21 protein-coding genes are annotated in these 19,021 nt (G+C 63.6%); 11 read left to right on the top strand and 10 right to left on the bottom strand.

Features of this window, described 5'->3' with window-relative positions; translation table 11 throughout:
- Nucleotides 1-19 precede the first annotated feature (19 nt).
- Nucleotides 20-1,390, bottom strand: a complete 1,371-nt coding sequence (locus KTJ77_RS11410) for an MFS transporter (protein WP_367948913.1) — start codon at nt 1,388-1,390, stop codon at nt 20-22.
- Between the two features lie 147 nt (nt 1,391-1,537).
- Between KTJ77_RS11410 and rraA the strand changes: the two genes are divergently transcribed.
- A complete protein-coding gene (gene rraA, locus KTJ77_RS11405) occupies nt 1,538-2,020 on the top strand; it encodes a ribonuclease E activity regulator RraA (protein WP_217338664.1) in 483 nt (160 codons plus the stop codon).
- Here rraA and KTJ77_RS11400 read toward each other — a convergent pair.
- Both KTJ77_RS11400 and KTJ77_RS11395 read right to left on the bottom strand, forming a co-directional pair.
- Entirely contained in the window at nt 2,017-3,111 is a 1,095-nt protein-coding gene (locus KTJ77_RS11400) for an ABC transporter permease (RefSeq protein ID WP_217338663.1), read from the bottom strand. The genes rraA and KTJ77_RS11400 overlap by 4 nt on opposite strands.
- Nucleotides 3,108-3,992, bottom strand: coding sequence for an ABC transporter ATP-binding protein (locus tag KTJ77_RS11395; protein ID WP_217338662.1), 885 nt, complete (start codon nt 3,990-3,992; stop codon nt 3,108-3,110). Before KTJ77_RS11395 ends, KTJ77_RS11400 begins: the two co-directional genes overlap by 4 nt.
- A gap of 191 nt (nt 3,993-4,183) precedes the next feature.
- Here KTJ77_RS11395 and KTJ77_RS11390 point away from each other — a divergent pair, with 191 nt between their 5' ends.
- The gene (locus KTJ77_RS11390) at nt 4,184-4,756 is read left to right on the top strand and encodes an NADPH-dependent FMN reductase (RefSeq protein WP_217338661.1); all 573 of its coding nucleotides are present in this window, start codon (nt 4,184-4,186) and stop codon (nt 4,754-4,756) included.
- Nucleotides 4,757-4,942: 186 nt separating this feature from the next.
- Here the strand turns inward: KTJ77_RS11390 and KTJ77_RS11385 are convergent, their stop codons facing one another.
- The 4 genes from KTJ77_RS11385 to KTJ77_RS11370 form a co-directional block, all read right to left on the bottom strand.
- Entirely contained in the window at nt 4,943-5,620 is a 678-nt protein-coding gene (locus tag KTJ77_RS11385; protein WP_217338660.1) for a response regulator transcription factor, read from the bottom strand.
- The gene (locus KTJ77_RS11380; protein ID WP_217338659.1) at nt 5,617-6,876 is read right to left on the bottom strand and encodes a sensor histidine kinase; all 1,260 of its coding nucleotides are present in this window, start codon (nt 6,874-6,876) and stop codon (nt 5,617-5,619) included. Before KTJ77_RS11380 ends, KTJ77_RS11385 begins: the two co-directional genes overlap by 4 nt.
- 78 nt (nt 6,877-6,954) lie before the next feature.
- Entirely contained in the window at nt 6,955-7,797 is an 843-nt protein-coding gene (locus KTJ77_RS11375; RefSeq protein ID WP_217338658.1) for an exodeoxyribonuclease III, read from the bottom strand.
- A 287-nt stretch (nt 7,798-8,084) separates the two neighbouring features.
- Nucleotides 8,085-8,678: a YbhB/YbcL family Raf kinase inhibitor-like protein gene (locus KTJ77_RS11370; RefSeq protein WP_367948912.1), complete on the bottom strand. Its 594-nt coding sequence runs from the start codon at nt 8,676-8,678 to the stop codon at nt 8,085-8,087.
- A 33-nt stretch (nt 8,679-8,711) separates the two neighbouring features.
- On the opposite strand from KTJ77_RS11370, the gene KTJ77_RS11365 reads away from it, so the two are divergent.
- The 6 genes from KTJ77_RS11365 (at nt 8,712) to pyrE (ending at nt 14,508) form a co-directional block, all read left to right on the top strand.
- Nucleotides 8,712-9,713, top strand: coding sequence for a LacI family DNA-binding transcriptional regulator (locus KTJ77_RS11365; protein ID WP_217338657.1), 1,002 nt, complete (start codon nt 8,712-8,714; stop codon nt 9,711-9,713).
- Nucleotides 9,714-9,856: 143 nt separating this feature from the next.
- Complete coding sequence (locus tag KTJ77_RS11360; RefSeq protein WP_217338656.1) at nt 9,857-11,134, top strand: ABC transporter substrate-binding protein; 1,278 nt, start codon at nt 9,857-9,859, stop codon at nt 11,132-11,134.
- 52 nt (nt 11,135-11,186) lie between these two features.
- On the top strand, nt 11,187-12,080 hold the full coding sequence (locus tag KTJ77_RS11355; protein WP_217338865.1) for a carbohydrate ABC transporter permease: 894 nt from the start codon (nt 11,187-11,189) through the stop codon (nt 12,078-12,080).
- On the top strand, nt 12,077-12,994 hold the full coding sequence (locus KTJ77_RS11350) for a carbohydrate ABC transporter permease (RefSeq protein WP_217338655.1): 918 nt from the start codon (nt 12,077-12,079) through the stop codon (nt 12,992-12,994). The genes KTJ77_RS11355 and KTJ77_RS11350 overlap by 4 nt, the downstream gene beginning before the upstream one ends.
- Nucleotides 12,991-13,920: an ROK family protein gene (locus tag KTJ77_RS11345; protein WP_217338654.1), complete on the top strand. Its 930-nt coding sequence runs from the start codon at nt 12,991-12,993 to the stop codon at nt 13,918-13,920. The genes KTJ77_RS11350 and KTJ77_RS11345 overlap by 4 nt, the downstream gene beginning before the upstream one ends.
- Before the next feature lie 9 nt (nt 13,921-13,929).
- Nucleotides 13,930-14,508, top strand: a complete 579-nt coding sequence (gene pyrE / locus KTJ77_RS11340; protein ID WP_217338653.1) for an orotate phosphoribosyltransferase — start codon at nt 13,930-13,932, stop codon at nt 14,506-14,508.
- 154 nt (nt 14,509-14,662) lie between these two features.
- On the opposite strand, the gene KTJ77_RS11335 is transcribed toward pyrE, so the two are convergent.
- On the bottom strand, nt 14,663-15,229 hold the full coding sequence (locus KTJ77_RS11335) for a YdeI family protein (protein ID WP_217338652.1): 567 nt from the start codon (nt 15,227-15,229) through the stop codon (nt 14,663-14,665).
- 255 nt (nt 15,230-15,484) lie between these two features.
- On the opposite strand from KTJ77_RS11335, the gene KTJ77_RS11330 reads away from it, so the two are divergent.
- Together KTJ77_RS11330 and KTJ77_RS11325 are read left to right on the top strand one after the other, a co-directional pair.
- Nucleotides 15,485-16,471 (top strand): SDR family NAD(P)-dependent oxidoreductase, encoded by a 987-nt coding sequence (locus tag KTJ77_RS11330; RefSeq protein WP_217338651.1) that lies wholly within the window; start codon nt 15,485-15,487, stop codon nt 16,469-16,471.
- Between the two features lie 31 nt (nt 16,472-16,502).
- Nucleotides 16,503-17,438: a nucleoside hydrolase gene (locus KTJ77_RS11325; protein WP_217338650.1), complete on the top strand. Its 936-nt coding sequence runs from the start codon at nt 16,503-16,505 to the stop codon at nt 17,436-17,438.
- A gap of 11 nt (nt 17,439-17,449) precedes the next feature.
- Here KTJ77_RS11325 and KTJ77_RS11320 read toward each other — a convergent pair whose 3' ends face one another.
- Complete coding sequence (locus tag KTJ77_RS11320) at nt 17,450-18,082, bottom strand: metal-dependent transcriptional regulator (RefSeq protein WP_217338649.1); 633 nt, start codon at nt 18,080-18,082, stop codon at nt 17,450-17,452.
- Between the two features lie 135 nt (nt 18,083-18,217).
- Between KTJ77_RS11320 and KTJ77_RS11315 the strand changes: the two genes are divergently transcribed.
- Nucleotides 18,218-18,625 carry a hypothetical protein gene (locus KTJ77_RS11315; RefSeq protein WP_217338648.1) on the top strand — a complete coding sequence of 136 codons (408 nt, stop codon included), beginning with the start codon at nt 18,218-18,220 and terminating at the stop codon, nt 18,623-18,625.
- Between the two features lie 44 nt (nt 18,626-18,669).
- Here KTJ77_RS11315 and KTJ77_RS11310 read toward each other — a convergent pair whose 3' ends face one another.
- On the bottom strand, nt 18,670-18,993 hold the full coding sequence (locus KTJ77_RS11310) for a hypothetical protein (protein ID WP_217338647.1): 324 nt from the start codon (nt 18,991-18,993) through the stop codon (nt 18,670-18,672).
- Nucleotides 18,994-19,021: the final 28 nt, after the last annotated feature.

Below are 19,021 nucleotides of genomic sequence, written 5' to 3'. Positions count from 1 at the left end.
GAAAAACGAGAACTGCCGGTCACGCCTCTGCCGTGGCCGGCAGTTCTCGTGTGGCCCAGAAGGGGCCGAACACGACAAACAGTGAGCTCACCACCTGGCCGAAGGCGCCGACCCACATGGTTGCGACGACGCCAAACTCGGTGCCCAAGTACCCGGCGAGCAGGGCAGAAAGCGGCATCACGCCCCACACCACGAAGCGAATCGACGCGTTCATGCGGCCGAGCAAGCGGCGCGGGGTGATGCGCTGACGAAACGTCACCTGCGTGATGTTGTAGACCAGCACCGTGAAGCTGGAAATAAAGCCCTGCACGACGAGTAAGACAAAAGCGACAGACGGAACCATGGCGGCGACGGGCAGCAACACGGCGGTAACGCTGAAGCCGATGGCCCCCAGTAGAATCGCGCGAGCTTCGCCCACGCGCGCCACGATGAACTTCACCGACATCGCGCCGAGGAGACCACCGACACCGGCGAGCGAGAAGATCAATCCCATGTTCGCGACCGACAGCCCGAGCTCACGAAGAATGAAGATCGGTAGCAGCGTGAATGACAGGGTGCTGAAGAAGTTGCTCACCGCGGTGGTCGCGACGATGCGCTTCAAATAGCGGTTTCCGAACACCCAGCGCAGGCCCTCACCAATGTCGGAGACGAGCGAGCCCTTCTCGGTGCGTAGTTCCAGGTGCTCGGTGTCCTTCGTGAAAATCAGGGCGACGAGGCTGACGACGTAGGTGCCAACGGTTGCGAGAATCGCGAACGGTGCGGTGATCAGGCCGACAAGCCAGCCGCCCACCGCGGGCCCGGCGATACCGGCGACCTGCGCGGTTGACTCCAGCTTGCCGTTCGCTTCTGCGATGTGGGTGGCTGGCACGAGCGACGGAACCAGGCTCTGGTACGAGACATCGAAGAATACGTTTGCGATCCCGACGACGGCAGCCACCACGAACATGTGCCACATCTCGAGGGTTCCCAAAAACCACAGCATCGGGAGAACAGCGAGCGCGAGGGCGCGCACCGCGTCGGCGACAATCATCACGTGCCGTTTGCGCATGCGGTCAACCCAGGCGCCAGCGGGCAACCCGACCAGCAAGAACGCGGCAACCGCCGACGCATTCAAGAACCCGACGTCGAGCTCGCTGGCGTTCAGCAGAATGACGGCGAGCGTCGGAATTGCGAGCTCCGCAATTTGCGAGCCCAGCTGCGCGAGCGCCTGGCCCGACCACATCGTGAGAAAGTTGCCGTCCCGCCACAGTGACCCGGTGCGCGCCGGCTCGGGCGCCTGCCCGTCTTCGTGGGCCAGCGCCTCACCCATGATCGGCATGTCAGAGTACGGCGTCTGGTTGGCGACGGAACCAGCATCTTCGCTGGGCGCATCGGAGGGGTGGAAAGTCACTTCGTTAGTTTGGCACGGCGCCGACCGGAACAAGAGGGGCCGCGATGTGGGTCACCGGCCGGGGTGAAATTTTCGAGAACAGAAGAAGCCGCAGACTTTTTCTGTGAGGGCAGCACGCACCCCTGCCGCCGCGCATATGGTTCCGATATGAGCCATGCTTTTCAGACTGCCGACCTCTACGACGAGCACGGCGACGCCCTTGATTCGGTCAGCCTTGTGATGAATGACATGGGCGGGCGCACCGCCTTCACCGGGCGGGTGCGAACGATCCGGTGCTTTCGCGACAACGCACTCGTGAAGCAGACGCTGGCGACAGATGGCCGCGGTCAGGTGCTCGTCGTTGACGGTGGTGGCTCGCTTGAGTCAGCGCTCGTGGGCGACCTGATTGGCGCCTCGGCGGTGCAGCACGGCTGGGCAGGCGTCATCATCAACGGTGTGGTGCGTGACCGGCTCGCACTGGCGCGACTGCCCATCGGCATCAAAGCGCTGGGATCAAACCCCCGCAAGAGCGCAAAAGATGGCGCCGGCGAAGTCGACGTTGTCGTCTCATTCGGCGGCGCCACCTTTGTTCCCGGATCAACCGTCTGGGCTGATGCCGACGGAATCCTGGTGCAGCGGGCTGGGGACTAACCCTTCAGCGCGTCCTTCAGCGATACCCGGCTGCCCATCTTCAGCAGCGTGTTGTCGTAGATCTTCGCGCCCACCACGATCGCGATTCCAGCCGTGACGGCGAGGATCGCGAGGCTGAGCAGCGGCTCCCACCACTGTGCTTCACCGAGGAAGAGGCGCATCGGCATGCCGACCGGGGCGGAGAACGGAACATACGACATCGCGGTGAGAACGGCGGGGTTGTCGCTGAACAGGATGATGAGCACGTAGGGAATCATGATCAGCATCGTGATGGGCGTCGTGGTGGCGCCCGCGTCTTCCTGACGCGACACCATGGAGGCGGCTGCCGCGAACATCGCGGCCAACAGGATGAAGCCGAACAGGAAGAACACCGCGAACCACACCATCGGTGCGCCGAGCAGGCTCAGCAGGCCCGCCTGGCCGGTGATCGTGAGCCCCAGGATCGTGACGACCACGATGCCAATCACCTGCATCATGGCGAGCACAGTGTTGCCGAGCACCTTGCCTGCAAGCAACGCTCGCGTCGAGATGGTGGAGATGAGGATCTCAACGACGCGCGTTGACTTCTCTTCAATCACCGACTGGGTGATGGTGGAGCCGAACATGGTGGCCGCGAGCATGAACAGCACGCCGAAGCCGATCGAGACGATGTAACGCATGAACGGGTCGGTGGCACTCGGTTCGAGCACGTGTGTCGTGGGGGCGACCGAGAGGAGCGAGGTCAGTGAGTTGTCGACCTCGTGCAGCGTGACGACGGTGTAGCCGGTCGGAGAGGCAGGGTCTGCGACGACGGCTGCCTCAACGGTGTCGTTGCGAAGCGCGTCTTCGGCGGCGGTCACGGACGACACCTCGATGAGCTCGAGCCCCGGAACCTCGGCGAGGGCAGCGGAGGAGTCGCTTGTCACAGCAACTTTCGTCTCGCCGCTCAACGAGCCGCCAGCAAAGCCAGAGAATAGGATCCCGGCGAGAACGAGGGCGAACAGCACCAACGTGGAGATGACGAAGGCTTTGCTCTGCAGCTTCGACGTGATTTCGCGCTCCGCGACGAGAGCGACGGACTGACCAAAGCTGGGGCTAACGGCGGTACTCATTGGATGACCTCCTTGAAGATCTGCGCAAGCGTCGGGCGCAGGGGGCTGAAGCTGGTGACCTCACCGTGGGTGAGTGCGGTGCGGAGGGCCGCGTGTGCCGCAGCGGGCTGATCGGCGATGAACTGGGCGTTGCCGCCGTCGAATGCGGTGACCTGGATGCCTGGCTGCGTGCGCAGCCAGCCGGTGTCGGCCGTCGAGACGAGCTCGTACTGGTTGGAGGCGTACTGCTCGCGCAGGGCATCGCGGCTGCCTGCGGCGCGAATGTGCCCGCCGGCGATGATGACGAGGTCGTCACACAGGCGCTCAACGACATCGAGCTGGTGGCTGGAGAACAGCACAGACACGCCCTGTGCGGCGCGCGACTGCAAAACCTGCGCGACCGTGTCAACAGCAATGGGGTCAAGGCCGGAGAACGGTTCATCGAGGATGAGGACCTCGGGGTCATGCACGAGCGATGCCGCAATCTGCACGCGCTGCTGGTTGCCGAGTGACAGTGACTCAATCTTGTCGGTCAGGCGCTCGCCGAGGCTGAGTTCTTCGAGCAGTGCGGTGGCCTTTTGCACCGCGTCGCGCTTGGTGTAGCCGTGCAGGCGGGCGAAGTAGGCGACCTGGTCGAGCACGCCCATCTTCGGGTATAGGCCACGCTCTTCCGGCATGTAGCCAAAGCGGCGACGCTGCGTGGTTTGTACGGGCTCGCCGTCGATGGTTACGGAACCGCCATCCGCGGTGAGCACACCGAGAATGATGCGCATCGTCGTCGTCTTGCCTGCACCGTTTCCTCCGACAAAGCCGGTGAGGCGATTGTTCGCGACGGTGAACGACACGTCGTTCAGCACCTGCCTGGTTCCGTAATTCTTCGAGATCCCACTGAGTTGCAGCATGACCGCTCCTTCCTTGTGGTTCCAATCTAGAAATTCTGGTGGGGAGCACATCCGCCGTGCGGGGGAATTGTCTCCTCCACCCCGTGGGGGAGTGGAGAGTGGTCCGGTGGGCGAGCGGCCTGGCGCTGAGAGGTTGCTGAGATGGGGCCTCTCAATTTGCATCAATCATTTACATGCGTTTGAATATAACTATGACTCGCACCATTGGATACATCGTCGGATCGATTTCTTCGACTTCAATCAACCGCCGCCTGGCAAAGGCACTTGAGCGTCTTGCTCCCGAGGGTGTCGAAATCAAGGAGATTCCGATCAAGGACCTCGGCTTCTACTCGCCCGACCACGACGCGAACTACCCCGCTGAGGCTGTCGCCTTCAAGCAGGCCATCGCTGACGTCGACGGTGTCATCATCGTGACGCCCGAGTACAGCCGCTCGATTCCGGGTGTTCTGAAGAACGCTCTGGACTGGTCGGCACGCCCCTGGGGTCAGGGTTCGTTCGACGGCAAGCCTGTTGCGATCATCGGAACCTCGGGTGGTGGCATCGCCACGGCCGCTGCACAGCAGCACCTGAAGGCCATCTTCAGCCACTACAACGCGCCGGTTCTCGGCCAGCCTGAGGGCTACGTTCAGACCACGCCCGGCCTGTTCACCGAAGACGGTGAAGTGACCAACGAGGGTACCGCAGAATTCCTGCGCTCCTATCTCGCCGCATTCGAAGCGCTCATCGAGCGTTACGTTCCGGCCGAAGAGCTCGCTAACGCGTAAGTTCCGCGCTTCAGCCCCGCACCCGCTTCGGCCGGTGCGGGGCTTTTTCTGTCCCGTCCCCTCGCGTCCCGTGATCGGTCGCGAAACACATTTTGGTCGGCGAGAAACATGCGGCGCGGGAGGGTTTCGCCGACCAAAATGTGTTTCGCGGTGATGGGCGAGGGTAGGGGGCGGAACCAGGTGGGGCTAGGTGAGGCCGTTGCGGTGGGCGAAGACGACAGCGGCAACGCGGTCGCGGGCGCCGAGCTTGGCGAGCAGGTTTGAGACGTGTGACTTCACGGTTGCCTCGCCGATGAACAGTTCGGCCGCGATCTCGGCGTTTGACAGGGCACGGGCGAGAAGGCGGAGAACGTCGAGCTCACGTTCTGTCAGATCGACGGAAATATGGGCCTGCGTTGTGACACTGGGCGTAGCCGTCGCGCTCGCGGCGGCGGGTGCTGGCGTTGACGCAAACCGCTCGATGACGCGCTTGGTCACCTCCGGCGCGAGCAAAGCATCGCCGGCGGCGGCCACCCGTACGGCGGAGATGAGCTCATCGGCACCGGCGTTCTTGAGCAAGAATCCGCTCGCCCCGGCCTGCAACGCCTGAAAAACGTAGTCATCGCGGTCGAACGTGGTCACAACAACGATGGCGGAGCCCACCGCCGGGTCTGACACGATCTGCCTGGTGGCCTCGAGGCCGTCCATATCGGGCATCTGCACGTCCATGCAGATCACGTCGGGGTGAAGCTCCCGCGCCATAGCAACGGCCTCGCGCCCCGTCGACGCTTCACCGACAACCTCGATGTCATCGGTCGACGCGAGGATCATCCGAAAGCCTGCCCGCATCACGGCGTGGTCATCAACCAGGACGACGCGAATCATGCGCCCACCTCCGTCAGGGGAATCTGCGCGCGCACCAACAAACCGCCATGGGCACGCGGAACCAACTCAATGGTTCCGCCCGATGCAGCCGCCCGTTCCCGCATGCCGAGCTGTCCGAGTCCGGGGCGAACCTGCAACATCGAGCGGCCGGTGTTGCTCACTTCAATTTCAACGAAAGACGGGTCGTAACGCAGGCGAACGTCGGCCGTGGCATCGGGCCCGCCGTGACGGCGCGCATTGGTGAGGCACTCCTGGGTGATGCGGTACAGGTTGGTCTGTACGACGGCCGGAACCGCGCGCTCGTCGCCGAGGATCGTGAAAGCCGTGGGCATGCCAGCGTCGTTGACGTGGCGCACGAGGTCGGAAAGACGGTCAAGCTGCAGCGTCGACGCGTAGGTCGACTCGGTGCTGTCATCGTTCGTGCGCAGGGTTTCTAGCAACAGACGCAGCTCAGCGATGGCTGTGCGCGCGGACGCTTCGATCGTGGTGAGCGCCTCGGCGGCGAGCTGTGGTTCCTTCGTCATCATGAGGCGTGCGGCCGACGCCTGCACACCCATGGCAGAGACGTGGTGGGCGACGACGTCGTGGAGCTCGCGGGCGATCGCGACGCGATCCAGCGCGACGGCCTGTGCCGCGGTGAGCTCGCGTTCCGCCTCCAGCTCGCGCGTGCGCTGCATGAGCTTGTCCTGTTCGATCGCGGCGTTCCATGAGCGATCACCCATGAACCAGGCGCCGCCGAAGAATGCGATGTTGATCAGCACATTGAGCAGCATGTACGCGACGTAGGGGGAGAATAGCCCGGCGCGGGAGAGTCCCTCGTCGATGTCCACCGGCGCGGTTGCTGCGATGTACATGTTGATGAACAGCCACAGCATCATCAGCGACGTGATGATCGCGCGCGCCCAAAACGCCAGGCGACGGTTGTTCACCCACGCGCCCGCGGTAAACAGGGCGATGAACATGGCAATGTTGCCGACGTGGACTTCTGGAACCTGGAAGGTCACGCTGGCAAAATATGTGGCGCACACGATGGCGGCGACGGCGATCGGGTAGCGGCGGCGTACCGCGAGGGCAGCGCTGTTGATGGCGGTCGTGAGCAGCGCCCACTCAATGCCGACCTGACCGGCGCCGTAGAAGTTGACGACCGTCATCAGACCCGCACTGATGACACCCGCAACGAACATTCCCAGGGCGATCCAGAGATCGGTGCGGTACTCCTGCGCGGTGGGAGCCGGGCGGGCAAGAACTTCGGCCATGCTTTTACCGTAGGCGTCGTGCCGCCGTGTCGCCTCCTCCCTGAGGCGGAGATTTCAGATGGCGGCGGTGGCGCTTCGTTAGCCGAAAATCATCGGAATGTCGTCGTCATCGACCGGGTCAAGATCGAGATCGACAACCACCGGAACGTGGTCGCTGGGAATTTCGCCCTTGCGCTCATCCCGCGCAATAAAGGCGCCGGTGACCGTCTCTGCGAGTGCAGCCGAACCGAGAATGAAGTCGATTCTTATGCCCTCGTTGCGGGGGAATCGCAGCTGCTTGTAGTCCCAGTATGTGTAGCCGGTCGGAACCAGCGGGCGAACCACATCCGTCAAGCCGGCGGACTGGAGGGCAGCGAACGCCGCACGCTCCTGCGGCGAGACGTGGGTGGAGACGCCCTCAATGATAGACGGGTCGCCGTTGTCTTCGTCGAACGGAATGACGTTGAAGTCGCCGACGAGGGCGAGCTTGAGGTCGGGGTTGGCGGCCAACTCTGCCTCGGTGTGGCGGGCCAGTGCATCAAGCCAGTGCAGCTTGTATGCCATGTGCGGGTCATCGAGCGAGCGGCCGTTCGGCGTGTACAGGCTCCACACCCGGACGCCGTTGATCGTGGCGCCGATCGCACGCGCTTCCTGTGGTGCGTCGGGACCCTCATAACCCTTCAAGAAGCCCGGCATGTCGGCGAACGCGAGTTCAACGTCTTCAATCGGCTCGCGGCTCGCGATCGCGACACCGTTCCACTGGTTCAGGCCGTGCGCGACCACGTGATAGCCCGCCGCCTCAAAATCGGCGTACGGAAACTGCTCAGGCTTGCACTTGATTTCCTGCATCGCGAGAACATCGATGTTCTCGCGCACAGCGAATTCCACAGTGCGCACGACGCGCGCGCGAATCGAATTGACGTTCCAGGTGGCAAGGCGCATGCCACCAGCCTACGATCACCCGCCGACACCCAGCGACAGCCGCCCTGGTTCTGTCATCCTGGTTCCGTCACCTCAGTTCCTTCATCTGGTTCCGTCACCCAGTTCTTCCATCTGGTTCCGGAACCGGTGCAACCGTCGGATGAATCCGTGAGGACGGGGCGTGCGCGCGGAACTTTTCGGCGTGTCGGCAGATTTCGTCCGACGGTTGCACCGGCCAGCGAGGGAACCACGAGGCTGAGTCGGCGACGGAACCACGGGCTGTGTCAGTCGGGTTACCCCGAGAGCACCTACGGGGTCGCGGTTCCGATGAGCACGCCTCGCGCGAGCGAATGGAAGTGCCGGTTGAAGCCGAGGATCGCGGGCGTCGAACCCGGGGCGATATCGAGCGTGTCAACATCGAGGGCGTCGATCACGAAGAAGTACCGGTGGGTGCCGGTTCCGGCGGGCGGAGCGGCGCCGATGTAGTGCTCGGTCCCTGCCTCGTTCGGAAGCATCATCGCGGCTGCAGGCAGGGCCAACGAACCCGCCGAGCCCGCCCCGGCAGCCAACGATGCGACGTCGGCGGGAATGTTAAAAACGGCCCAGTGCCAGTAGCCGGAACCGGTGGGCGCGTCTGGGTCGAAGCACGAAATCGCGAACGACTTCGTACCTTCGGGCGCACCCGACCACGACAGCTGAGGTGACAAGTCCGCACCTCCGCGACCCGCGCTCCAGGCCGTGAGCGGCAGCGCTTCACCATCGGCAAAGTCGGTGCTGGTGAGCGTCATTGGGGCAAAGTCGCGAAGTTCCGCGAGGGCGGCGTACGGGTCGTACGACAGCATGGCTACCTCCTTGTGGCTTTCAGCCCAGGCTAGCGCTCGCGGCGCGGGAATTGTCGTCACGCCGATTCCGTGGCATTCTCCGATGGAGGTGTCATGACTGATGCAAACGCAACGCCGCGGCGCGCCACGATGAAAGACGTGGCCGCGCTAGCTGGCGTTGGCCTTTCTACGGTTTCTCGGGTGGTTGCCGGAACCGCGGGCGTGCGTGCCGACAAAGTGCGGCGGGTGGAGAGGGCGATTGCGGAACTCAACTTCACGCGAAACGACTTCGCACGCACGCTGCGCACGGGTAACACCGCAACAATCGGCGTGATCGTCACACGGCTGTCTGACCCGTTCTTCGCCCAGCTTGCCCATGCCGTCCAGGAGCGCGCGCAGAGCGAGGGCATGCTTGTGCTGATTGCGTCTGCGAGCGATGACCCGGAGCAAGCCACTCGCGTGTTGCAAAGCGTCGTGAGTCGTCGCCTCGATGGCCTCGTTGTTGTGGTTCCGGAGCAAACGGACGTCTCGTATCTCCAGCAGGAGATCAGCGGAGGCACGCCGATCGTGCTGGTCGACCGCCCGATGGCCGGCGTCGTCGCTGACGAAGTGTTCGCCGACAATGCGGCCGGTATGAGCCTCGCCGTTGATCACCTCGTCGCGCAGGGGCACACCCGCATCGGGTGCTTTGTGCACACGATTGGCGAGTTCACCGCTGATGCGCGCCGCGACGGGTTCGTCGCGGCAATGGCGGCGCACGGCCTCGACGCCGACGCCGAGTTGATGCCGACCGTTATCGAAGACGCCGCTCTCATCGCACCGGTGTTGCAAGCGATGCTTGCCACCGATGACCCGCCCACCGCGATCGTGACAACGAATAGCCCGACAACGAAGGCGACGCTCCGGGCCATCCGCGCGATTGACGCGACGCTCGCGCTCGTGGGCTTTGACGATCTTGATGACGCTGACCTGATGGAACGTTCGGTCACGACCATTGCGCAAGACCCGGCGAACATGGGCCAGCATGCGGCCGAATTGTTGATGATGCGCATTCGGGGCATCGACGCCCCCATCCGCCGCGTCGTTCTCGGCACCCGCCTCGTGACACGCTCGTAGGTTCCGCTCCATTTTCTGCCGCTGATCGGGCTGTTCGCGCAACCATCTTGTTTTTGGCAACGTTTTCAGGTTTTATGAACGCGAGCCGTTGGAATGGACCACGGTGTCTTGCAAATCACACATGCAATCCAAAGGAGGATCACATGCGCAAGTCTGTTGTAGCCATCGCGGGTGTCGCCGCGGCGGCCCTCGCACTCAGTGGCTGCTCGAACTCCGGTGGGGGAGGAGAAGGCGGCGGCTCCGCCAACGAGGTTGAGGTATTTACCTGGTGGGCTTCCGGCTCTGAGAAGGTCGGCCTTGACGCGCTCGAGAACGCGTTTGGCGAGCAGTTTCCCGACATCAAGTTTGTCAACGCATCCGTCGCAGGTGGCGCCGGCTCGAACGCGAAGGCTGCGCTTGCCGCGCGCCTCGAGGCGAACAACCCGCCTGACTCGTTCCAAGCGCACGCTGGTGCCGAGCTCACCGACTACATCGAGGCTGGCCAGCTTCAAGACCTCAGCGGCTTCTACGCTGACAAGGGTTTGAATGAGGTCTTCCCCGAGTCGCTGCTCGAGCGCCTCACCATCGACGGCAAGATCTACTCGGTGCCGTCGAACATCCACCGCGCCAACGTGACGTGGGTGAATGTCGATGTGCTTGAGAAGGCAGGCATCGACCCGAATAGCGCGCCAGCCGACATTGACGCGTGGCTCGTCGACCTCAAGAAGCTGAAGGACTCGGGCGTCGAAACGCCCCTCGCACTCGGTACCGAGTGGACCCAGATGCAGCTATTTGAAACCGTACTGATCGCGGATCTCGGCGCCGACGGCTACTCCGGGCTGTGGGACGGAACCACGAAGTGGGACGACGCGGGAGTCACGACCGCCATTGAGCACTACGGTGATCTGCTCGAGTACGCGAACACCGACTTCGCGGGCCTCGACTGGGATGCGGCAACGCAGATCCTGATCGACGGTCAGGCCGGGTACAACGTCATGGGCGACTGGGCAGAGGCCGCTTTCGCGCAGGCCGGCTGGACGTACGGCACTGAGTACACGACGTGGGCGACGCCCGGCACGGAAGGTGTCTTTGACTTCCTTGCCGACTCCTTCACGCTGCCGGTTGGTGCACCGCACGAGAGCGCAGCGAAGGACTGGCTGACGACCATCAGCTCGGATGAAGGCCAGAAGGTCTTCAACCAGGCCAAGGGTTCGATCCCGGCTCGTACCGACGCGAAGTCGAGCGATTACGGCGCATACCAGCAGACCGCGATGGAGAGCTGGGCTGCTGACACCATCGTGAGCTCGCTCGCGCACGGTGCCGCTGCCAAGATTTCCTGGTCGAGCGACATCTCGTCGGCAATTGGCAAGTTCGGTAGCGACTCTGACGCGAAGGCACTCCAGACCGCCCTCGTCGCCGCTGCTGACAAGGCCCTGGGCTAAACACATACAAAATCGGTGGGCGGGCGTGAGCCCGCCCACCGTGGGGGCACGCATGCATAAGGGAATCCGCAACTGGGGTCCGCCGGTACTCCTCATCTCACCGACGCTGATTCTGATCGCGATCTTCGTGTACGGACTCATCGGCGTGAACACGTCGGTCGCGATGAGCAACCGCCACTCGATCGCACCCGCCACCGAGTTTGTCGGATTCAAGAACTTCAGCGACCTGCTCGCTGAGGAGCGGTTCCAGCACTCGTTGGTGAACCTTGCGATCTTCACGGTCTTCTTCATCGTCGGAACCATGGTGTTCGGATTCTTGTGGGCCTGGATGCTCGATAAGGGCGTGACGGCCGAGGGCGTCTTTCGTAGCGTGTATCTCTTTCCAATGGCGATCTCCTTCGTCGCCTCTGGTGTCGTCTGGCGATGGCTGCTCAACTCGGCCGAAGGGGAGCGCGCGTCCGGCCTGAACCGACTGCTGGAGAGCATGGGCCTTGGCGCCCTCCAAAACGCGTGGTGGAACGAACCGGGCTGGGGCATGGCCGCCCTCGCGATGCCCGCCGTCTGGCAACTCTCCGGCTACGTGATGGCGCTGTTCCTCGCCGGCTTCCGCGGCATTCCGGAAGAACTCCGCGAGGCCGCCCGTATGGACGGCGCCAGTGAATTCAAGCTGTACCGCTACGTTGTCTTCCCGCAGCTCAGCCCCATCGCACTGTCCGCGCTGATCATCGTCGCGCACATGTCGCTCAAGGTCTTCGACCTCATCATGTCGATCACCGGCTCGATCTATCAGACCGAGGTTCCGGCGACGTACCTGTGGGAGGCGCTCACCGGAAACGACTACGCCAAGGCGGCAACGATCGCCACGATCCTGCTCCTCATTGTCTGTGTCTTCATCGTTCCTTACCTCGTGTGGACGATGCGCAACGAGCGAAAGGCCGCCCGATGAGCGTCACCACCGAAATCGAACGCCCCACGGCGACTGCGCATACTGTCACCGGCAGCACCGCCAAGCGCCGCCTCAGCCGCACCGCCAAATACGCGCTGCTGATTCTGTTCGTAGTCGTGGTTCTCATGCCCGTCTACGTGCTGATCGTGACGAGCCTGAAGCCACCGGCCGACGTCAACCCGGCAACCTCGTGGGGTCTGCCTGTGCGCTGGCCGTGGGAAGCCAAGGTTGAGGGCGGCCCGACCGGATTCGATAACTGGATCATGGCTTGGCAGTCACTGGCCCCGGCGATCAGCCGTACCTTCCTGCTCGCGATCCCGGCGGCCATCATCTCCGCGATGCTCGGTTCGATGAACGGCTTCGTGCTCTCCCGCTGGCGGTTCCGCGGTGCCGACCTCGTCTTTGCCCTCATCCTGTTCGGCATGTTCATCCCGTACCAGGCGATCATGACGCCGCTCGTGCAGATGAAGACGTCGCTCGGCATGCCGAGCAACGTGCTCACCCTGCTCATCGTGCACATCATTTACGGCCTGCCGATCTGCACGCTGATCTTCCGCAACTACTACGCCGGGGTTCCGAATGAGCTGATCGAGGCCTCTCGCGTCGACGGCGCTGGCATGCTCACGACCTATGCGCGCATCATTCTGCCGCTGTCGTTGCCCGGCTTCGTTGTCACGATTATTTGGCAGTTCACGTCGGCATGGAACGACTACCTCTTCGCGCTCTTCCTCTCCAATGCCAATGAGGGGCCGGTGTCGCTCGCATTGGTCAACCTGTCGCAGGGCGCCCAACTCGCCAACTACGGTGCGGCGATGGCCGGCGCGCTGCTCGCTTCGCTGCCCACCCTGCTGGTCTACATCATTCTCGGCAAGTACTTCATTGGCGGATTGATGAGCGGCTCGGTCAAGTCGTGACGCAGTTCGTCGTTGCCCTTGACCTCGGCGGAACCAAATTAGACGGCGCGCTCGTCAGTCACGCAGGTGACGTGGTCGCGGGATCTCGCACGCGGGTGCCGACCGGGCGCACGCTGAGCGCCGATGCCCTCACCGCGGCGCTCGCACAGGTGGTGTCACGGGCAGCAGCCGCCGCGAACGGCGCGCCCATCACCGGAATCGGAATAGGCGCACCCGGTCCGATCGCGAGCGACGGCACGTTGGCGTCTGTCAACCTTCCCGGGGTGCACGGATTCCATCTGGAGACCGAGCTTTCCCGCATTGCAGAAGAGGTGCTCGGAACCGCGGTGCCGGTAAAGAGCGGTCACGACGCGGGATGCTTGGCGCTGGGTGAAGCGACGTTTGGTGTGGCTCGGGAGGCCGCGGCCATGATCGGTGTTGTGGTGTCTACGGGCGTCGGCTGTGGCATCGTGATCGATGGCAATCTGGTGCGTGGTACGACCGGCAACGCCGGCCATATCGGCCAAATGCGCGATGAGTCCGGCGTCACCGTCGAGGAGGTGGCAGCAGGTCCGCATGCCGTCGCTTGGGCACGGGAACGCGGATTCAGCGGAACCACGGGGCACGAACTCGGTGCGGCGTACGCCGCAGGTGACGCGATTGCGCAGCAGGCCGTCGAGCGCTCTGCGCGCGCCGTTGGCCGCGCTCTGAGTAATGTCGCCACCCTGCTCGACGTCGACGCCATCGTCATTGGCGGAGGTTTTTCGCACGTCGCGACTGACTATCTGGAGCGCGTCCGCGCCGCGATTCGCGACTCCAGTGTGCTCGCCTACGCCCGCGACGTTGCCGTCATGGTTCCGTCTCTCCAAGGCGAGGGCGCCATCAAGGGGGCTGCCGCCCTCGCGCTTTCGCAGACGGCGCGAAATGTGGCGGAGACGGCCGCTTAGAATCGAAGCATGACCGCGTTCTCGTCGCCCGCCCTGGAAGCTGACCGCCAGATGCTCATTGAGCTCATCAAAAGTGAGGCCGTTTTCCACGGTGACTTCACCCTGTCGAGCGGCAAGAAGGCGTCGTACTACGTCGACATGCGTCGCCTGACGTTGGACCACCGTGCGGCTCCCGCGATCGGTCGCCTGACGGCAGAGCTCGCCAGCGAATTTGACGGCGTGGTTGCTGTCGGCGGGCTCACGCTCGGCGCTGACCCCATCGCCAACGCCGTCATGCACGCGTCGGCTGGCAGCGACAAGCCGCTGGACGCGTTTGTGGTGCGCAAGGAGCCGAAGGACCACGGCCGTGGCCGCCAGATCGAGGGCGCCGAGGTTGAGGGTAAGCGTGTCATCGTTGTCGAAGACACCTCGACCACCGGCCAGTCAGCGCTCAAGGCAGTAGAGGTGCTTCGCGCCGCTGGTGCCGAGGTCGTTGCCGTCATCGTGATCGTTGACCGCAAGACCGGCGCTCAGGCCGCGATTGAAAATGCCGGCCTGGAATGGCGCGCAGCTATTGACCTCGACGACCTGGGGCTCGCACCCCAGTAACCCGTTGCGGTAAGGCGTCGTCGGTCTCCGGCGGCGCCTTACTCGTTCTTGTCGTTCTTGTCGTTCTTGCGGTCATTCATATAACGCCAAATAAACAGCACGAGTGTGGACGAGACGATGACCGTCGAAACCAGGAAGAGAAGATCACGTTCGCTCATGGGCGTTTTCCTTCGGCAGCTGTGTGAACAACGTTCGCGATGCGTTTGGAGACCGTTGCCGGGCTCATTGCCATCGCGATCTGCGTGAGCTGATACTTGCGCACGCTCGCGGGATAAGACTCCCACGTTTCGCGCGCTGCGTCATTCGCATCGAGTGCCTCCTGCAGCTCAGTCGGCACGATGCCAGCCTCGGGGCCATCGAGCACAGACCACCACACCGAGGCTTTTGCCTGATCGATCACGGCCTGGCCTGCTGGCATCATGAGGCCCTGCTCGATGAGGCGGGCGACGCGCACCTTGTTTGTCGCCGCCCACGGGCTGCGTGGCCGCCGCGGCGAATACCACTGCATGCGCCGATCGTCGCCGAGTGACTTGTTGACCGCGTCGATCCACCCGAAGCACAGTGCTTCTTCGACCAAGTCGTCGTAGCTCGGCCGGGGGCGGTCACCTCGCCACACCACAATCCACACGCCGTCTGAGGTGGCGTGATTCTCGCTGAGCCAAGCGCGCCACTGGGCTCTGGATTCGAGATGAACACGCTCCGCTTCGTCCATTCGTGCCATGTCGAAATCCTAGGCGCGGCCCCCGACATTGCCCAGCGTTCTGCGCTCCCTGGTCCGCTGTCCTTCTCGCCGTCTCTCGTGGTTCCGCTCTCCGATGTCGCGGCGGAAGGAAAACACCGCGAGGGAAGGAGAATATGGGCCAATCGTCCTTCTGCCGGCGTGTTTTCCTTCTGCCAGAGCAACGCGGAAGGAAAACACGCCGGGAGTGCTCCGTGGCGGTGTTGGAGCACACCGGAAACCGGATAGGGTTGCCTCGTGGTTGGTTCCCGAGATTCGTGGGATGCGCGTGCGCTCCCGAGTCTTGCTGGGCGTACCTATCTCGTCACCGGGGCGACTTCTGGCCTCGGATTCTTCTCCGCAGAGCAGCTTGCTGCCGCAGGCGCTCACGTTATTTTGAGCGGCCGCAACGTCAATAAGCTCACCGCTGCTCGCGCGGCCATTGGCCGTCGCGTTGCCGGAGCTTCGCTCGAGTCGATGATTATTGACGTCACGAAGCGATCCGTGGTGCGCTCAGCCGCCGCGAGCTTGTCGTCGCACGACCGGCTTGACGGCGTCATCCTGAACGCCGGCATCGTGCACCCGCCGCGTAAGCGTGAAGAGGTTGATGGCCACGAGGTTGTGCTCACCACTAACGTGCTCGGCCACTTTGCGCTCGCGGCTGGCTTGTTGCCGACGCTGGCGAAAGCGGGTCGCGACTACGGAACCGGCCGCATGGTGTGGTTGGGATCGGTATCGACGGCGTCGTGGAAAACGATCAAGGTCGACCCCGAGCTCACAGAAAACTACAGCGGCCCCCGCGCCTACGTGCAGTCAAAGTTCATGGTGCAGACGCTCGCGGCCGAGGCACAGCGGCGTCTCGACGAAGCGAACGTCGCCGTGACCAGCGTGATCGCGCACCCCGGCTACTCGCTGAGCGGTCGCACCGAAGCCGTCGCCGGTGTCAACGAGGTGCGTCGCCTCAAACGATTCTTCGCCAACCTGCAGGCACCCGTGAGCCAGTCCAAAGAATTGGGTGCCACCGCGCAGGTGCGCGCCCTGATAGATCCGCTCGTTCAGGGCGGCGACCTCATCGGGCCTGCGCGCACGTTCACGGGCCCGCCGCGCATCTACCCAGCGGCTAAGCCGACGAAGCTCACCGAGCGTTCGCGCCGGCCCGAGGTTGGTCGCGATGTGTGGGAGTTCTGCGAATCTGCCACGCGCACGGTGTGGCCGTTCACGGCCGCGCAGTCTCCTCGCGACTAGTCCTACCCGCCCCCGTTCTGAAAGGTCTCTTGTGAGCGCCATTCCCGTCATCATTGATTGCGACCCCGGCCACGACGATGTGGTGGCTCTGTGGTTGGCGCTCGGCAACCCGACCCTTGATGTGCGTGCGGTAACCACGGTCGGCGGCAATGTTCCGCTACCCCTCACCACGATGAACGCGCGGGTCGCGCTCACCGTCGCGGGTGTGAACGATGTGCCGATTGCCGCCGGTGCCGCTGGCCCGCTTGCACGCGAGCTGGAGACGGCGGAGTTCATTCACGGCGAAAACGGTCTCGGCGGCCCTGAACTTCCGACGCCGACGATGCCGCTCGATGCTCGCTCAGCGCAGCAGCTCATGGTCGACGTTATCGAGGCGGCCGACGAACCGGTCGCGATCGTCGCCACCGGCCCGATCACGAACGTCGCGGTTTTGGTGCGCGATCGCCCCGACCTGAAGCCGCGTATTCGCGAAGTGGTCTGGATGGGCGGCTCAACCGAGCGCGGCAACGCCACCCCGTACGCCGAGTTCAACGCGCTTGTCGACCCAGAAGCGCTTGCCGTCGTGCTGGAATCCGGCGTGAAGTTCACCATGGTGGGCCTCAACGTCACCCATCAGGCGCTCCTCACCGCCGACGTCCGCGAGCGCATCCTCGCGGTCGGCAATAACACCAGCAAGTTCAGTGACGAGCTGATGCGCTTCTTCTGCGACACCAACGAGGCCGTGTACGGCATGCCCGATGGGCCGCTGCACGACCCGGTCGCCGTCGCCGTACTTGCCGCGCCTGAGACCGTTGAGGTTGTGCACACGCGTCTGGACGTGGAAACGCACGGAACCCACACGCTGGGCGCCACGAGCGTTGACCTGCACGGCATGCTTCAGCGCGAGCCCAACGCGTATGTGGCCGTTGGCCTCGACGTAGACGCGTTTTGGAGCGCGGTCGTCGACGCCATCAAGACTCTCGACTGAGGCGGTGGCGGCTACGCGGTCAGCCAGACCGACCGGGTAGCGCCGGGCGGAACCATGCGGCTGACGCCGTCGACGTCGACACCCGTTTCTGAGACGGTCACCGTGGTTCCGACCAACAGTCCGGCCTCATCGATCGCGCGCAGTAGATCCGGGTCGTGGTCGCTCACGCGCAACACGTTGCCTGTGTGCCCAACGGGAGCATCGGCCAACAGCACGAACGGCGTGAATGCGACGACAAGGTTCTCATCGGGAATCGCGTCGCCGTGCGGATCGAAGCGCGGGTTACCCAGCTGTGCGTCGATCTTTGACAGCAGACGATCGCTGAGCGCGTGCTCAAGGATCTCGGCCTCATCGTGCACTTCGTCCCACGAGTAGTCGAACGTCTTCACGAGCCATGTCTCAATGAGGCGGTGACGGCGCACCATTGCCAGCGCCCGTTCACGCCCCGCCTCGGTCAGCGTGACCGCGCCATACGGAACGTGCGAGACGAACCCAGCGGTAGCCAACTTCTTCACCATTTCGGTGACGCTCGATGGTGCGATGCCAAGCTTGCCAGCGAGAACCGAGGGCGTAATCGCTTCGTCTTGCCACTCCGTGTGGGCATAGACGGTCTTCAGATAGTCGTCGGCCGCAGGAGATCTCACCGCACCAGGCTACTCGCCTTCGAGGTTGAGTACCCATCGCATTGTTTACCTGCCAGCCCTGGATTGCGTCGTAAGCCGGACGTAGCATGGGCATCACGTGGGCGTATCCCCGTCCACCCGACGAAGGAGCACGCCATGATGAACATGACCGACATGATGAAGTCCATGCCGATGGATGACACCGCGATGGCCTCGATGGATATGGCCGTTATGCAAGAGTGCATGGAGGCATGTAACGCCTGTATGCAGGCATGCACGATGTGCTCCGGAACCATGGCGGGCATGGACGGCATGGGAATGTGCGTCTCGATGAGCACGATGTGCGCCGAGATGTGCCAGACCATGATGAAGATGATGATGCACCCGATGGCGATGTCACGCGACACCATGATGCCGATGCTTCAGGCGACGGTCGCCATGACGAAGGCCTGCATGGACTGCTGCAACGAGCACGCTGAGATGAGCGAGACCTGCCGCATGTGCGCGATGGCGTGCGAGGCGGCTATGAAGGCGTGCGAAAAGATGATGGCAGCGATGAGCTAACCCACAGCGCCGGGCTTCTGGCCCGACCGGCACCTCGCGATACGTCAGCGTGCGACGTTGACGCGAGTGTCGCCCGCGACGAGCACGTCGTAGCGTGCATGCACCGACACCGGCTCACCAACGTGCAGTGAATCGGTGCGATCGGTGTGGTTCCACACCCGCACGCTCTCGCCTGCGAGCGTTGCCACCGTGATCCAACCGTCCGACTCAACGGCAGTCACCAGGGCGTCGACCCAGCCGCTTGGGGTGGCCGTTGCGAGTCGCCACTGGATGGCGCTCAGTTGGTGGCCGGAGCGGTCGTGGACGCACATCTCACCCTGCTCGCATGCGGTCGCAAGTGACTGCTGGAGGCGGGCGGTGGTGAGCATGATGGTCCTTTCAACGGGGTGACATCAC

Origin of the sequence: Microbacterium sp. NC79 (genome assembly GCF_019061125.1) — a bacterium.
Lineage (GTDB): Bacteria > Actinomycetota > Actinomycetes > Actinomycetales > Microbacteriaceae > Microbacterium.
Note: the sequence above shows the minus strand (reverse complement) of the source record. Positions and strands in the feature narration are given on the sequence as shown.

What these genes read in the sequence shown, in the direction of transcription:
- KTJ77_RS11315 (WP_217338648.1), top strand. Translation starts at nt 18,218, where the DNA reads ATGATGAACATGACCGACATGATGAAGTCCATGCCGATGGATGACACC.
- KTJ77_RS11395 (WP_217338662.1), bottom strand. Translation starts at nt 3,992, where the DNA reads ATGCTGCAACTCAGTGGGATCTCGAAGAATTACGGAACCAGGCAGGTG.
- KTJ77_RS11380 (WP_217338659.1), bottom strand. Translation starts at nt 6,876, where the DNA reads ATGGCCGAAGTTCTTGCCCGCCCGGCTCCCACCGCGCAGGAGTACCGC.
- KTJ77_RS11335 (WP_217338652.1), bottom strand. Translation starts at nt 15,229, where the DNA reads ATGGCACGAATGGACGAAGCGGAGCGTGTTCATCTCGAATCCAGAGCC.
- KTJ77_RS11350 (WP_217338655.1), top strand. Translation starts at nt 12,077, where the DNA reads ATGAGCGTCACCACCGAAATCGAACGCCCCACGGCGACTGCGCATACT.
- KTJ77_RS11375 (WP_217338658.1), bottom strand. Translation starts at nt 7,797, where the DNA reads ATGCGCCTTGCCACCTGGAACGTCAATTCGATTCGCGCGCGCGTCGTG.
- pyrE (WP_217338653.1), top strand. Translation starts at nt 13,930, where the DNA reads ATGACCGCGTTCTCGTCGCCCGCCCTGGAAGCTGACCGCCAGATGCTC.
- KTJ77_RS11385 (WP_217338660.1), bottom strand. Translation starts at nt 5,620, where the DNA reads ATGATTCGCGTCGTCCTGGTTGATGACCACGCCGTGATGCGGGCAGGC.
- KTJ77_RS11360 (WP_217338656.1), top strand. Translation starts at nt 9,857, where the DNA reads ATGCGCAAGTCTGTTGTAGCCATCGCGGGTGTCGCCGCGGCGGCCCTC.
- KTJ77_RS11400 (WP_217338663.1), bottom strand. Translation starts at nt 3,111, where the DNA reads ATGAGTACCGCCGTTAGCCCCAGCTTTGGTCAGTCCGTCGCTCTCGTC.
- KTJ77_RS11310 (WP_217338647.1), bottom strand. Translation starts at nt 18,993, where the DNA reads ATGCTCACCACCGCCCGCCTCCAGCAGTCACTTGCGACCGCATGCGAG.
- KTJ77_RS11355 (WP_217338865.1), top strand. Translation starts at nt 11,187, where the DNA reads ATGCATAAGGGAATCCGCAACTGGGGTCCGCCGGTACTCCTCATCTCA.
- KTJ77_RS11390 (WP_217338661.1), top strand. Translation starts at nt 4,184, where the DNA reads ATGACTCGCACCATTGGATACATCGTCGGATCGATTTCTTCGACTTCA.
- rraA (WP_217338664.1), top strand. Translation starts at nt 1,538, where the DNA reads ATGAGCCATGCTTTTCAGACTGCCGACCTCTACGACGAGCACGGCGAC.
- KTJ77_RS11365 (WP_217338657.1), top strand. Translation starts at nt 8,712, where the DNA reads ATGACTGATGCAAACGCAACGCCGCGGCGCGCCACGATGAAAGACGTG.